Origin of the sequence: Weissella viridescens, from assembly GCF_001437355.1 — a bacterium.
Lineage (GTDB): Bacteria > Bacillota > Bacilli > Lactobacillales > Lactobacillaceae > Weissella > Weissella viridescens.
In genome coordinates, this window is record NZ_JQBM01000001.1 from 198,036 (window position 1) to 211,774 (window position 13,739).

At 42.1% G+C, this 13,739-nt stretch carries 13 protein-coding genes and 1 riboswitch; of the genes, 4 read left to right on the forward strand and 9 right to left on the reverse strand.

What is annotated here, in order from left to right:
* The first annotated feature begins 82 nt into the window (after positions 1-82).
* The gene (locus tag IV50_RS00945; RefSeq protein WP_057743756.1) at positions 83-625 is read left to right on the forward strand and encodes a GNAT family N-acetyltransferase; all 543 of its coding nucleotides are present in this window, start codon (positions 83-85) and stop codon (positions 623-625) included.
* Positions 626-681: 56 nt separating this feature from the next.
* On the opposite strand, the gene IV50_RS00950 is transcribed toward IV50_RS00945, so the two are convergent.
* The 7 genes from IV50_RS00950 to alr are packed head-to-tail and all read right to left on the reverse strand — an operon-like array spanning position 682 to position 7,754.
* Positions 682-1,776, reverse strand: coding sequence for an aspartate-semialdehyde dehydrogenase (locus IV50_RS00950; protein WP_057743759.1), 1,095 nt, complete (start codon positions 1,774-1,776; stop codon positions 682-684).
* Positions 1,777-1,786: 10 nt separating this feature from the next.
* Positions 1,787-2,533: a 4-hydroxy-tetrahydrodipicolinate reductase gene (dapB, locus tag IV50_RS00955; protein ID WP_057743763.1), complete on the reverse strand. Its 747-nt coding sequence runs from the start codon at positions 2,531-2,533 to the stop codon at positions 1,787-1,789.
* Positions 2,533-3,426: a 4-hydroxy-tetrahydrodipicolinate synthase gene (dapA, locus tag IV50_RS00960; RefSeq protein WP_057743766.1), complete on the reverse strand. Its 894-nt coding sequence runs from the start codon at positions 3,424-3,426 to the stop codon at positions 2,533-2,535. The genes dapB and dapA overlap by 1 nt, the downstream gene beginning before the upstream one ends.
* Positions 3,427-3,437: 11 nt before the next feature.
* Complete coding sequence (locus IV50_RS00965; RefSeq protein WP_057743769.1) at positions 3,438-4,604, reverse strand: N-acetyldiaminopimelate deacetylase; 1,167 nt, start codon at positions 4,602-4,604, stop codon at positions 3,438-3,440.
* 12 nt (positions 4,605-4,616) lie between these two features.
* Positions 4,617-5,336 carry a 2,3,4,5-tetrahydropyridine-2,6-dicarboxylate N-acetyltransferase gene (gene dapD / locus IV50_RS00970; RefSeq protein ID WP_057743771.1) on the reverse strand — a complete coding sequence of 240 codons (720 nt, stop codon included), beginning with the start codon at positions 5,334-5,336 and terminating at the stop codon, positions 4,617-4,619.
* A gap of 23 nt (positions 5,337-5,359) precedes the next feature.
* On the reverse strand, positions 5,360-6,625 hold the full coding sequence (lysA, locus tag IV50_RS00975; RefSeq protein ID WP_057743774.1) for a diaminopimelate decarboxylase: 1,266 nt from the start codon (positions 6,623-6,625) through the stop codon (positions 5,360-5,362).
* Between the two features lie 13 nt (positions 6,626-6,638).
* A complete protein-coding gene (alr, locus tag IV50_RS00980) occupies positions 6,639-7,754 on the reverse strand; it encodes an alanine racemase (RefSeq protein ID WP_057743777.1) in 1,116 nt (371 codons plus the stop codon).
* 87 nt (positions 7,755-7,841) lie between these two features.
* Positions 7,842-8,018: riboswitch (Lysine riboswitch) on the reverse strand.
* A gap of 104 nt (positions 8,019-8,122) precedes the next feature.
* Between alr and IV50_RS00985 the strand changes: the two genes are divergently transcribed.
* Complete coding sequence (locus tag IV50_RS00985; RefSeq protein ID WP_057743780.1) at positions 8,123-9,487, forward strand: aspartate kinase; 1,365 nt, start codon at positions 8,123-8,125, stop codon at positions 9,485-9,487.
* A gap of 63 nt (positions 9,488-9,550) precedes the next feature.
* On the opposite strand, the gene IV50_RS00990 is transcribed toward IV50_RS00985, so the two are convergent.
* Together IV50_RS00990 and IV50_RS00995 are read right to left on the reverse strand one after the other, a co-directional pair.
* Entirely contained in the window at positions 9,551-10,732 is a 1,182-nt protein-coding gene (locus IV50_RS00990; RefSeq protein WP_057743782.1) for an MFS transporter, read from the reverse strand.
* A gap of 29 nt (positions 10,733-10,761) precedes the next feature.
* Complete coding sequence (locus IV50_RS00995; RefSeq protein WP_181405887.1) at positions 10,762-12,051, reverse strand: MFS transporter; 1,290 nt, start codon at positions 12,049-12,051, stop codon at positions 10,762-10,764.
* Between the two features lie 381 nt (positions 12,052-12,432).
* Here IV50_RS00995 and IV50_RS01000 point away from each other — a divergent pair, with 381 nt between their 5' ends.
* Entirely contained in the window at positions 12,433-13,212 is a 780-nt protein-coding gene (locus IV50_RS01000; protein WP_057743785.1) for a threonine/serine exporter family protein, read from the forward strand.
* Between the two features lie 24 nt (positions 13,213-13,236).
* Complete coding sequence (locus IV50_RS01005) at positions 13,237-13,731, forward strand: threonine/serine exporter family protein (RefSeq protein WP_057743788.1); 495 nt, start codon at positions 13,237-13,239, stop codon at positions 13,729-13,731.
* Positions 13,732-13,739: the final 8 nt, after the last annotated feature.

Sequence of the window (13,739 nt, forward strand, 5' to 3'; positions counted from 1 at the left end):
CCTCTTACTTTAAATTAGTTAAATCAGCATAACACACTTACTTATTGTAAACAACGTCACATCTTATTCGGAGGTATATCATATGTTTGTTTTTTCAGAATTTGAAACACGCATCGGTCTCATTCAACTCGTCTTCCCTGAAAATAGCCACGCACCTGAGCTATTCAACATTATCCAGACGAACGCAGCCGAATTTACTAAATGGCTCCCGTGGGTTCCAAAAACGGATTCCGTTGAAACTGAATTAAAATTTATCAACGATGTACGAATGAAAAATGCCCAATATGAATTACTTTCACTAGTCATCCTTGCTAACCGACATCCCATTGGCACAATAGATTTACACGAAATTAACGCAAATTTTCACCATGCTCAAATCGGATATTGGCTAGACCCTACCTATCAAGGTAACGGCATCATGACACAAGCTGTCAAACAATTAGCTCACCACGCCTTGCATGAGCTTGGTTTTCATAAATTAACCATTGAAGCTGATACACTGAATGTAAAAAGCATTGCTGTCGCCGAAAATGCTGACTTTCACTATGAAGCAACACTAAAAGATCACATTATTAACGAGGGCGAATACCGCGACTTGCTTTTGTACACAAAACTAGCTGATTAATCAAAATTTAATTTGAAAAATTTGTACAAAAAAAGAGGCTTATGGCCTCTTTTTTATTACTTCCAACTTGCCTGTTCAGGCACATGTACAAGGTCATCCTTGACCAGTTGCTCAGCAATTTCCACAGTATTCCAAGCAGCACCCTTTAATAAATTATCCGATACAATCCACGCATGGAAAGCACCCTCATTTTCCAAGTCACGACGGACACGTCCAACAAACGTGTCACGTGAGCCTTCAGCCAACAAAGGTTGTGGATAGATTTGATGATCTGGATCATCTTGCAAGACAACGCCATCTGCGCCTGCAAAAGCTGCTTGAACGCTCTCACGGGTCGCTGACTTATCAGCGACTTCAAAATAAACACTTTCTCCGTGTCCAATAATCACCGGCACACGAACAGTAGTTGCTGTTACTTTAATGGCTGTTGCTTTCGGATCACCCAGCATAATTTTCTTGGTCTCTTCGATCATTTTATACTCTTCATGCGTGTAACCTTCATCTTCAAAGACATCAATTTGCGCCAAAAGATTAAAAGCTAATGGATAATGTTTAACATCACCCTTTACTGGTAAGATATGCGCATCATCATTCATAATTGCCCGGTCACCATCAATATAGGCTTGTGCTTCAGCAATTACCTCATCAATCGCACTTTGTCCAGCACCAGAGGCAGCCTGATAGGTTGAAACAATCACTTGATTCAACCCAAACTGGTCTTGAATTGGCTTTAGAGCCACAACCATCTGAATCGTTGAGCAATTCGGATTAGCAATAATCCCTTGATGTTGACGTAAGGCTTCCGGATTTACCTCTGGAACAACTAATGGCACACGTTCATCCATACGCCAATATGAAGAATTATCAACGACAACAGCACCACGTTTTACTGCTTCCGGTGCTAATTCGGCCGAAACTGATCCTCCAGCTGATGCCAAAACAATATCAATACCCTCAAAAGCATCTGGTTCTGCTAATTCAACCGAAATTGGTTCACCTTTGAAGTTCAACTGCTTACCAACTGACCGTTCTGAAGCCAAAAGTTTAACTGATTTGACTGGAATAGTTGACTGCTCTAATTGTTCCAAAATACGATTACCTACGGCACCAGTCGCCCCTAAAATCGCAATATGATATCCTGCTTCTGACATTTATTTCTCCTTACAAATCCATAATGGCATCTAAACCAACTGCTAAATCAGCAACTTCGTCAACATGTTTAATTGCTAAGACCACTCCAGCCATAAATGACTCACGCGAAATAGAATCTTGACTGATGTGCAATGATTCACCCGTGGCACCAAAAATGACCTCTTCGTGTGCTAAGTAACCGGGTAAACGCATGGCGTGTACTTGTACGTCATCAATGTCTTCTCCACGTGCCGGTTGTCCAATACCGACTAATCGTGGATCTTCACGACGACCAGCCGCAATTTTTTTAGCCGTCGCCCGCGCTGTGCCCGAAGGTGCATCAAGCTTGTCTTGATGGTGAATTTCCAAAATTTCAGCGTCTGGCATGTACTTAGCTGCTTGACCTGCAAAATGCATCATCAATACGGCAGAAATTGAAAAGTTTGGAACAACCAAAACATGACGTTTTTTGCTTTGCGCTAAGTGCTTAAGCGCATTAGTCTGTGTCTCTGTGAGACCACTGGTTCCGATGACAACATCCATATCGGCATTAAGGGCATATTCAGCATTATCATAGACTGTATCCGGAGTTGTCACATCAACCCAAACATCTGCGCGAACATCAATCAAATCAAGTCCTTCAAAAACAGGCACATCAGCTGGTTTTGGATGTGGCGCCAAAATCCCCACTAACTCTAAGTCTTCGGTTTGTGCGATTTGCTTTTGAATGGCTTGGCCCATTTTACCAAAACCACCAGCTAGAAATACTTTTGTCATTAGGCTTGGTCCCCCTCGACTTGGTCTGCTAATAATTCATGAAGGTGAGTTGTTTCAGCTTCATTCAAAGGCAAGATTGGCAGACGCGTTGTATTTTCTACCTCACCCTTTTCAGCCAAAATTGCCTTAACTGGCGCTGGGGATGGATAAGCAAACAAGGCACTCATTTTTGGTGTTAACCAGCGTTGTAGGCGCCCTGCTTCAGGGACATCCCCAACTTCAAGCGCTGTAAACAAGGCTGCCATTTCAGGTCCATAAATGTGTGAACTAACTGAAATTGTTCCTTGGGCCCCCACAGCTTTAGCAGCCAAGGTTTGCGCATCTTCACCTGTATAAACCCAGAAATCGTCTGGTGTATTTTCAACAAGGTAACCTAAGTCATCAATTGTTGTCACCTGCTTAACCGCATTAATGTTATCGTGTTGGGCTAAAGTGACGACGCTTTCGTTGGTTAGACCAACAGCTGATCGACCTGGGATATTGTATAGCATCACAGGCACTGTTGAGGCTGTTGCAATTGCACGGAAATGTTCAATCATCCCTGCCTGACTAGGCTTATTGTAGTAAGGCGTCACAGCTAGTACAGCATCAACACCCTCAATGTCACTCACTTCTTTAGCGAATAATGCAGAGTGTTGTGTATTGTTATCACCAACATTGGCGATGACAATCCCACGAGCACCCACATAGTGTGCAAAGTGTGTATACAAAGCAATTTTTTCCAAATGGGTTAAGGTTGGTGCCTCACCGGTTGTCCCACCAATGACGAAACCTTGTGTCCCTTCGTCAATTAAACGATCAGTTAATTTATCCAATGCTGGATAATCAATTTCAAGTCCATCATCAGTAAATGGTGTAATAATTGCTGTAATTAAGTTAATATCTTCGTACATGTTTGTGCTCCTTATGCTTGTGTCATGCGCCAGTCCAAGAATTCGGTAATTGCGCGTACCCCCGGTACCAGCGCTGCTTCATCTGGACTTAAAGTTGCTTGATGGAGATTGTGTTGCGGGTCATTTACACCTAACCAGAACATTGTTCCTGGAATTTGATGGAGTAAATAACCAAAATCTTCGGCAGTCATTGCTGAATCAATATCACTGAAATCAACGTCATCCGCGTTTTCCATAAAATCAATAAACCGCGCCGTTGTCTCTGGGTCATTTTCGACAGGTTGGTAGCCGCCCTGCTCTAACTCAAGATCAACATCTACATTAAATGTTTCGGCAACGCCATTTGCAATGCGCGTCATGCGTGCCATCATCATTTCTAAATTCTTTTGTGTGAGTCCTCGCATGGTTCCAATGAGCTTCGCTTCACTGGCGATAATGTTTCCCACTGTCCCACCTGCATGGAAACTGCCAAATGTCACCACGCCAGCATCGACTGGGTTAAGGTTCCGCGACACAATTGATTGCACGGCTGATACAAAACTAGCCCCTGCTAAGAGAGCATCATTCGTGAGATGTGGCATTGCCGCGTGACCACCGGCACCAGAGAAAGTAATTCGAACGACACATGAGCCAGCAAAGAGTGTCCCTTGCCGTGTTGCAATTTGTCCAGCTGGTAATGCGGGATTATCGTGCAGACCATAAAATTCATCTGGACGCCATTCATCGTTGAAAACACCTAAATCATAAAGTTTCTTACCACCAAACTCTTCTTCTTCAGCTGGTTGAAAAAGAAATACAAGGTTATCCTTTGGTTGATGCACAGTATAGTAATGCAAAACCCCCAAGGCCACGGTCATATGCATATCATGGCCACAAGCATGCATTTTACCAGGATGCTTTGACGCAAAAGGTAACCCGGTTGCTTCATCAATTGGCAAGCCATCAATGTCTGTTCGATACCCCAATGTTCGTTGGGGGTCTGATCCCTGAAAACGTACTAAAATGGCTGTTGGCAGCTCAGGTACGTCACGAATTTCCATCCAAGGGACCTGCCAATCCGAAATAACTGATTTCAGGTAGTCATGCGTTTCCGTTTCTTGTAAAGCTAGTTCAGGAATTTGATGTAAATCGCGTCTAATCTCAACTAATTGCGTATCATCTAATAGTGCTTCAGCCATGTCGCCTGCTCCTTAGTCTAATTGACGTAGGGCGTCGACCAAGGCCGTCTTACTTTTTGTTTGATCATCAAGTGTCTTTATCACCTTAGCAGGCACACCAGCCACAACGGTATTAGCGGGCACGTCATCTGTGACGATTGCTCCGGCTGCTACAACAGCATTGTCACCAACTTGTACGCCTTCAATAATGACAGCACCGGCTCCAACCAAAACATTATCGCCAACGCGCACTGGTTGTGCAGACGCTGGTTCGACAACTCCAGCCAAAACCGCATTTGCTCCAATATGTGAGTGCTTACCCACTAAGGCACGTCCACCGAGCACAGCGCCCATATCAATCATTGAAGCTTCACCAATTTCAGCGCCAATATTAATCGTAGCACCCATCATAATGACCGCATTTTGTCCAATAACCACTTGATCACGAATAATCGCTCCTGGTTCAATTCGAGCAGGGATATTGTCATAATCCAACAAAGGAACACCTGAGTTACGGGCTAGAATTTCGACATGAGTATGACTAATCAAAGCCTCATTGTCATCCAAGACTGGCTTAATTGCGGCCCAATCGCCATAAATAACACCGGTATCTTCATTTAGGAAAGCTTCAACCCCTTCTGGAAATTCTAAAATCTTAAGGGCACCATCCCCCGCAATATCGACACGGACAGGTGTTAGCTTAGGGGCCGTTGCGATTGTGTTAATAATGTCTTCAGCAGATAATTCAGTCATAATGTTCTCCCTTATCAATTCTCTTATAGTTCGTAGTGATGATCCAAACGGACCATATCAGCATAGGTTTCACGTTGCACAACTTCTTGTGATTGGCCATTTTCCACAAATACAACCCCTGGTCGTGGATTACGATTATAGTTTGAAGCCATTGAGTAGCCGTAAGCCCCAGTGGCGTTCATAACCACGACATCACCAGGTTCTAGTTTAGGCAAAGTTTGTTCATCAATCAAAATATCACCTGATTCACAATACTTACCGACTAAGCGAACAGACTCGGTTTCACGGTCATCAGCTGGTTCAGCTAATTCAGCTTCGTAGTCCGCTTGATAGAGGGCTGGTCGAATATTATCACCCATCCCACCATCAACGGCAACATAATGGCGCATCCCTGGCAAGTCCTTACGTGAACCAACGGTGTATAAGCTGTAGCCCGATGGACCTGCAATTGAGCGACCAGGTTCAATCCAAATTTCTGGCATAGGAAGGTCACGTGCTTGCGTCGCCGTTTCAATACTTGTGATAATGTCATCAACCAGCGTTGTAGGTGGTAATGGTTGATCATCTTCTGTATAGCGGATACCAAATCCACCCCCAACATCCAAGACCTTAGGAACAAAACCAGCTTGTTCTGCTAGCTCAACCAAACGGGTCGCAACGCCTTGGAACCCAGCTTCTTCAAAAATTTGTGAACCGATATGCGCATGAAGCCCTAATACATTCAAGTGTTCACTTGCTAAAGCAAGTTTAACAGCCTCAACCATTTGTCCACTATCTACATCAAAACCAAATTTACTGTCAACTTGACCTGTTGAAATATATTCGTGCGTGTGCGCTGAAATACCTGGTGAAACACGTAAAAGCACATCCTGTGTTTTATTTGCTTGTTTAAGCAAATCTTCCAACAAATTTAACTCATAAAAGTTATCTACAATAACCGTTCCAACACCGTAGTCAATCGCCATTTGTAATTCTTCAGCTGACTTATTATTTCCATTAAATGAAATATTTTCCATTGGGAAGTCAGCCCGACGTGCCGTATACAACTCTCCACCTGACACAATATCAAGATGTAAGCCCTCTTGCTTAACAACTTCATACATGGCGACTGTTGCAAAAGCTTTTGACGCGTATGATACAGCATAAGCAACATCACGGTTTTCAAAAGCTTGCTTGAAATCACGCATTTGTTGACGCATTTGTGGGACATCATAGACATACAATGGTGTACCATATTCTCTGGCTAAATCAGTTGCGGCAACTCCCGCAATTTTCACTTGTTCACTCATCTCGTTTGCTCCTTTATTTCCCTAATACTCGGGTTAACCGTTCTTGTAAGTGGATTGATACCTCCCAAGGTGTGACACCCACATGGGCTCCAACATCTTCAAGCGTGTTCTCTTGACCATGATTCTTCCCTATCACGGTGACCTTAGTGCCAACTGGAAAGGCATGTGGCAATGCAACCATCATTTGATCCATGGCTGGCTTACCAATTAGTGGACAACGCTCACCTTCAATAATGACATCAAAGCCTTGAATCTTACGGCTCAAACCATCACCATAACCAAGCGGAATCGTACCAATCCATTCACCTTCTGATGTGTAGTAAGTATGACCGTAGCTAACACCGTCACCTTCATGACATTGCTTAACAAAATTCAACTCGGTTTCAAGCGTAAGGACTGGTTCAACATAACTGGCATCGCGTAGTTCACCTTGTGAAGGTTCTATCCCGTATGCAATTGTCCCAGCACGAATGACGTCGGTTGGGATTTCATCAGCATGATATAACGCAGCGGCTGAATTAGCAAGATGTACCATACGTGGTAGTTCAAGACCATCGGTCAATTCATGCCAACGGTCAACCTGCTTGTGGAAGTAATCCACCTTTGGCGAATCCGATTCTGCAAAATGGGTCATGATGCCTAGATCATCAAAAATACCGACCTGATTTCGAGCATAATCTAATGCATCAGCCAATTGTTCACGGTCAGTAAACCCAATCCGATTCATGCCGGTATCAACAGCGATGTTGATTTGGAGTGGATTCTCCACACCTGCTAATTCATCGTGCGCTTGTGTTAACCAGTTTTGATCGGCAACCGTCAAAATAACGTCGTATTCTGCTGCTAACTTGGCATATCCCGGTGGCGTAATGCCGAGAACCAAAATTTGGACGGTAATCCCGGCTTGCCGGATGGCTAGGGCTTCATCCAGAATGGCAACCGCTAATCCATCCACGCCAGCTTCAACCGCTGCCTGACTCATGGGGATGATGCCAAAGCCGTAGGCGTTTGACTTAACCGCTAACCACATAAACTTGGCGTGCGAAGCATCACGTGTCGCATCTAAATTATGTTTCACCGCTGATTTTGAAACTATCACGCGGGTGGGTCTTGTAATCGCAACTACCATGTCTGATCCTCCAAAAAATCTAAAAAAAATCCGAATTACAGGGAACGCCCAGTAATTCGGATTCAGTAAAGTACACTTATCTCGATAACGAACGACAGCTCCCCACTACTTGTATGAGCAGTGACAGTCTAACAACTCTTAATTGCTAGCCCGGCATTTGATTTTGCCCAAACCAAAACACCTCGGCAACCTTCCCTTTCACTAACTTCACCGTTTGGCAAACTCCATTAGTTAATTTTGTCGGTTGCAACCTCTATCTATTTATTAAATTACCATTAGATTACTAGTTTTTTGCGAAAAGGTCAACCCCTTGACTTTCATCATTTTCACATGTTTACTTGATGACAAACAAATTGGAGGTTACTTTTATGAAAGTCGTTAAGTTTGGAGGGTCCTCATTAGCTGATGGTGCCCAGTTTGAAAAGGTTATCAATATCATTACGCGTGATGCAGATCGGCGTGTTGTCGTCCCTTCTGCTCCTGGTAAACGCTTTTCTGGCGATATAAAAGTAACGGATCTATTTATCACTTTTGCTGAAAAAACCATTAGTGGTGCTGATCTCTCAGAAATTAAACAGACAATTCTAAAACGTTATACAGATATTCTTGATTATTTTAAAATTGAGGATGCAACGTTCGTAAACATGCTTAAAAACGAACTAGACCAACTAAATCGTATTCACTACCCCTCTTTTGATTATCTTTTTGCTGCATTTACAGGGCATGGTGAATATTTTAATGCGCAATTACTCGCGCGAATCTTAAATCATTTGGGGCATCCTGCCAAATTTGTCCGCCCAGACACAATTGGTATAGTTGTAAACGGAACCCCTCGAGCAGCCGCAATTGTTCCCGCTTGCTACGACACCATGCAACAAGTGACGTTAGATGATCAAGTTATTACCGTTGTCCCTGGATTTTGTGCTTTTGATGCCGACGGTTTGATGGTCACTTTTTCACGTGGTGGATCAGACATCACAGGCGCTATCTTAGCTCGTGGACTGCAGGCCGACTTATATGAAAACTTTACCGACGTCTCTGCTATCTATACCGTAAATCCCAATCTAGTGCCAAATCCTCAAAAAATTAAGACAATGACTTTCCGTGAAATGCGGGAGCTATCGTATGCGGGATTCTCAGTCTTTCACGACGAGGCAATCCTTCCTGTGATTGAAACAAATGTTAAAATCAATGTTAAGAACACCAATGATCCCAGCGCGCCTGGAACAATGATTGTCCCAACCAGCGCAGTTGACGAAAAAACTGTCTCACCCGTCACCGGTATCGCAACAGACGCACGTTTCGCCGCCATTTATATTCACCGATACTTGCTGAATAAAGAAGTCGGATTTACCTTGAAAATTTTAGAAATCCTCGCGAAACATGGTGTCAGTTATGAGCATATGCCATCTGGAATCGATGATATGACCATCATTTTCGATAAATCACTGGTAAGTGAAGAACAAATTCAGGCTGTTTGCTCCGAAATTGAAGAAACCGTACATCCAAATGAACTAGATTTGATTCCTGAATTTGCCATTATGATGGTTGTAGGTGAAGGGATGCATGTTTACCATAATGCTCCAGCTAAAATTCTCACAGCGCTTAGTGATGCAAACATTAATGTCGGCATGATTAACATGGGCGCTTCTGAAATCAGTCTCATGCTTGGTATTGATACACATAAAATTGATGAAGCCACTAAAATTATTTACCAACAATTTTTTAATTAAATTAATATTGGTATAGCTAAAAAAGCCAACTGGATAACATCCCAGTTGGCTTTTTTATATCTTTTAATCAATAAATCCTGGTTTCCCAGCCTTATAACCAATAACGACCATCAAAACGGCCAATACCAAAATTAACATTAGTGGTGTAATAAACGAACCAGTCCAGCCTACTAGTAAGCCGAAAAATACAGGTCCGACGGCTGCTAGGGTATAACCAACAGTTTGGCTCATCCCTGAAAGTTCAGCTGCAACCTGACCAGAATGCGTACGAATCGTAAATAGAATGAGTGATAAACTAAAGGCCGAACCGACAGCAATTCCCAAAATTAGAACAGCTACGACCATCAAGAACTCATTGCCAGTAAACAATAAAAGCGTCCCAACAAAAATAGCAGATCCCGCAAAGATGACAAAACCAGTTTGATTCTTAACCTTTTCGGCAAAAACTGGCACCACAAATGAGGCTGGTAAAATCATTAATTGCAAAACGCCCAACAGACTTCCACCAAACGCTAATGAATAACCTTTGCTTTCAATAATCTTAGGCAACCAAGAAACGTATGTGTAGAAAATCAATGATTGTAGACCCATAAAAGTTGCCAAAGACCAAGCAATTTTTGAGCGATAAATGTTAACTTTCGCTCCCATTTGTGTGGCTGTTCCAGCATCTGTTTGAGTAGCGTTAGCTCCACCCGTTAGATAAATCATAAACCAAACCAACAAAGCTGGTAGCGCCAAAAAGCCAACCGATGCCAAGGCTAGGCTTGGTACATTATGCATCAACCCCAAAACTGGGATTGCTGCACTTGACCCAATGGCCCCCATTAAATTCATAACAATCGTATAGCTACTTGTAATCTTACCGAGTTGATTGGGAAAGTAAGTCTTGGCCAAAGTTGGCAAAAGGACGTTTCCAAAACAAATCCCTACGGCAATAATCACTGTTCCGATATAGAGGCCAATGTTTCCTGTAAATGATCGTACCAGGATCCCGACTAGCACAAGACTAATCGACCCTAAAATACTTGGCAACAATCCTAGTCGACGCGAAATCTTAGGCACTAAGGTTGATAGGATTGCAAAAACCAAAAGACTAATTGAGGTTAATTGGCTCAAATTTGTCAATGAAAGACCTGTTGTATCACTCAAAGAAGGAATTAGCGGGCCCACTGAGGTCAGTGGAATTCGTAAGATAGCCGCTAGAAATAAAATGCCAGCTAAAATAAGTTTCAATTCTTTTTTCATCATTTTTCTCCAAAAAATATTTTTTTATGCTACGTTTTAGTGTTGCTTGTTTTTTTGTTACTTTGTAAATTTACATCATATTCACGTGCCGACTTAAATGCCCAATTCACAGGTGCACATAAGAACACGGCTACACCACAAATTAAGAAGACACGATTTACCCCAACGGTATCAGCCAATGGCCCAAAGACAATCAACCCAATTGGTCCTGGGAGACTCAAGATTGACATAGTGACGCCCATGACTTTACCCAAGTTCTCGTTTTCATAACTTTGCTGAATCATCGCCATTAGTAGTGTATCGAAGAATGGCACGCCAACGCCCGTGATAAACGTTAGGCCGACGAAAAGCATAAAACCAAATTTAGAAGGTTGCAACAACCCACTCAAAATCATGACAATCCCCAAAGAAATATAAGAAAGCATAAACGGAATCATTCGATTTTTCCAATTTCCAAATACGCTGATAATGAGCCCACCTGTCAGCATTCCCACTGAATAACAGACTTCAACTAACCCAACTTGACCAATAGAGGCTTTAAAATAGTCTAAAGTCATCAAGGGATACAAACTAGCAATTGGCATAATAAATAACGTTGAAATTGAACCAATCACCAGTGAAATCCATAACCCTTTATTTTTGGTCAAGAGTTGTACCCCAGTCAGCATGTCACTTACAACAGTCTTAACTGGATGGGCCTTGGCCACTTCGTTCTTAGCCGCAGCATCCACCTTTGGGATTTTAACAAATTGCAGCATGCAAATTCCCAGAACGGCCCCCAGCACATCTAGTAATAATAAATATTGCACGGAAACTATGGTGAACAAAAAGGCACCGAGCGCTGGGGCAACAATCATATTCGCTGATTGAATCATCCCAAACTGCCCATTCACTTTAGTTAAATGTGCTTCGGGTGTAATCGTTGGGATAATTGATTGAATTGTTGGCATCTGGAAGGTCTGTGCAACGGCGCGAATAAACAGCGCCAGATAAACCACCCAAATTGAAACGTGCCCCGTCATTAGAATAACAATTGACAGTCCAGCTGCAACAACTGCCGCGACAACATCTGGCACGATTAATAAGAGTTTCTTGTTCCAACGATCAACATAAGTCCCAGCGAAGGGACTAAGTAAAATCATCGGCAACATACCGATAAGTGTGGCATAACTAAGCACCTTCGCTGAGTGCGTTTGCTCAGTTAAATACCAAATAATTGAATATTGAACCGTCATACTGGTAATACCAGTTAAGAACTGACTCAATAAAAAAGCGCCGACATTTTTCTGCCAGCTTGAAAGTGTTTTAAATGTAGTCAAAATATAGACTCCTTTATCAAATTTTTTTAACGTAAAAACGTTAAAAAGATTCATTATGGCGTCCACTCCCCAATCGTTATTGTCCACACTTGGGGGAACTGCCTGAACCTAGAACCGTTGTTCCACGACAGCCATTAAGTTTCATTGAAAATGAACCTGAATTTCCAGTATATTTGAACTTAATTTTTAAGTCAATCACTAAATCAAAGTTTTTTTCGTAAAAGGTTAGGCCAAATTGAAAACCATGTCATAACTGGTATCAATAAATATGCATTGCTTTAAAATTTACTTTTAATACGATTAAGCATATAATTATTGCCATGTGTCTCAGTTTCGACATCGGTACACATTAACCAACCTAAATTCAAAGGACCTATTACGATGACCCAGACCGTTACTGCGATACAGAACATTGATTCTGATCGCCTTTTAACAAATTTAACGCAGTACGCATCTTTGATGATTGAGAATGGTGCCGAAGATTCTCAAGTAGAAAATCAATTGATTACAATCAGTGAATTTTTAAACGTTAAAATTAACTGTGCCATTACTTTAGATACCATTTTCATTAATCTAGATAGCACAAGTAAGACGGAATTAATTAAGGTTAATTCAAATGCCTTTAACCTTCAAAAGGTCGATGCGTTGACCCAAAACACTTATGCCTTATTAACTAGGCAAATTGATCTAAACACCTATTACGATCGCATTGATCGCATTGAACATAAAACTATCAACTACCCTTTTTGGTTACGTTTCATAGGGGCTGGGTTAGTTTCAATGCCACCCTTTTTACTTTTCCAAACAACTCCAATCACTTTTTTGTTTGGTTTTTTTCTAGGACCAACTGGCTACTTTTTAAATAGTACCGTTGACCGTCACGTTGACTTGCCCTATGTGGCCAATGTATTTGGCGATTTTACGGTAGCCTTTTTAGCTTGTGTTGCCGGGACATTCTATCCAACAACTTCGGTTGCTAGCCTCATCATCTTTGGTTTGCTGCCCCTATTCCCTGGCACTTCAATTGTGAATGCAATCCATGAAATTATTCATAATGAGATGATTTCAGGATTAATCCGTCTTCTGCAATCATTGCTAAGTGCTGGTGCTTTAGGTGTTGGCTCAACCATTGCCATCGTTATCTTCAACGCACTCTTTTAAGCTACCTCTAAAAGGAACAACCTTATGACAAGTTACCATATTTTAATGAACATGCTACTAAGTTTTACATCAGCCTTTGGTTTTGGAATCATCACCAATGTTCCCAAACGATCATTAGTTCCTTCGGGAACGATTGGCATGATTGTTTGGATCGTTTATCATGGACTGTCACTGACTTTGCCCAACTCACTCGTCTTGCCAAATTTAATGGGTGGTTTAATCATCGGCCTATTAGCCCATGCATACGGTAGCCATTATCATGTGTCTTCCAATGTTGTTGCTATCCAAGCCATGGTGAGCTTAGTTCCTGGTAGTGGAGCCTATGAAGCGATGAAATTGTTAATTACACCCAACCACAGCGCCTACGCTGCCCATGCGCAATTCCACAATGTATTTGTGGTTGCTGTATCAATTACAATTGGCTTCTTCCTAGCTGAATTCTTCATCCTTATGTTGGGTAAAATCAATCATAGCCAAGTTAAATCAATTAATGATGAAACGTGGCGTCGTCTCTTGTAATTTATAAT

Excerpts from the sequence above, each read along its gene's own strand:
- IV50_RS00945 (WP_057743756.1), top strand. The coding sequence starts at position 83 with ATGTTTGTTTTTTCAGAATTTGAAACACGCATCGGTCTCATTCAACTC.
- IV50_RS00950 (WP_057743759.1), bottom strand. The coding sequence starts at position 1,776 with ATGTCAGAAGCAGGATATCATATTGCGATTTTAGGGGCGACTGGTGCC.
- dapB (WP_057743763.1), bottom strand. The coding sequence starts at position 2,533 with ATGACAAAAGTATTTCTAGCTGGTGGTTTTGGTAAAATGGGCCAAGCC.
- dapA (WP_057743766.1), bottom strand. The coding sequence starts at position 3,426 with ATGTACGAAGATATTAACTTAATTACAGCAATTATTACACCATTTACT.
- IV50_RS00965 (WP_057743769.1), bottom strand. The coding sequence starts at position 4,604 with ATGGCTGAAGCACTATTAGATGATACGCAATTAGTTGAGATTAGACGC.
- dapD (WP_057743771.1), bottom strand. The coding sequence starts at position 5,336 with ATGACTGAATTATCTGCTGAAGACATTATTAACACAATCGCAACGGCC.
- lysA (WP_057743774.1), bottom strand. The coding sequence starts at position 6,625 with ATGAGTGAACAAGTGAAAATTGCGGGAGTTGCCGCAACTGATTTAGCC.
- alr (WP_057743777.1), bottom strand. The coding sequence starts at position 7,754 with ATGGTAGTTGCGATTACAAGACCCACCCGCGTGATAGTTTCAAAATCA.
- IV50_RS00985 (WP_057743780.1), top strand. The coding sequence starts at position 8,123 with ATGAAAGTCGTTAAGTTTGGAGGGTCCTCATTAGCTGATGGTGCCCAG.
- IV50_RS00990 (WP_057743782.1), bottom strand. The coding sequence starts at position 10,732 with ATGAAAAAAGAATTGAAACTTATTTTAGCTGGCATTTTATTTCTAGCG.
- IV50_RS01000 (WP_057743785.1), top strand. The coding sequence starts at position 12,433 with ATGACCCAGACCGTTACTGCGATACAGAACATTGATTCTGATCGCCTT.
- IV50_RS01005 (WP_057743788.1), top strand. The coding sequence starts at position 13,237 with ATGACAAGTTACCATATTTTAATGAACATGCTACTAAGTTTTACATCA.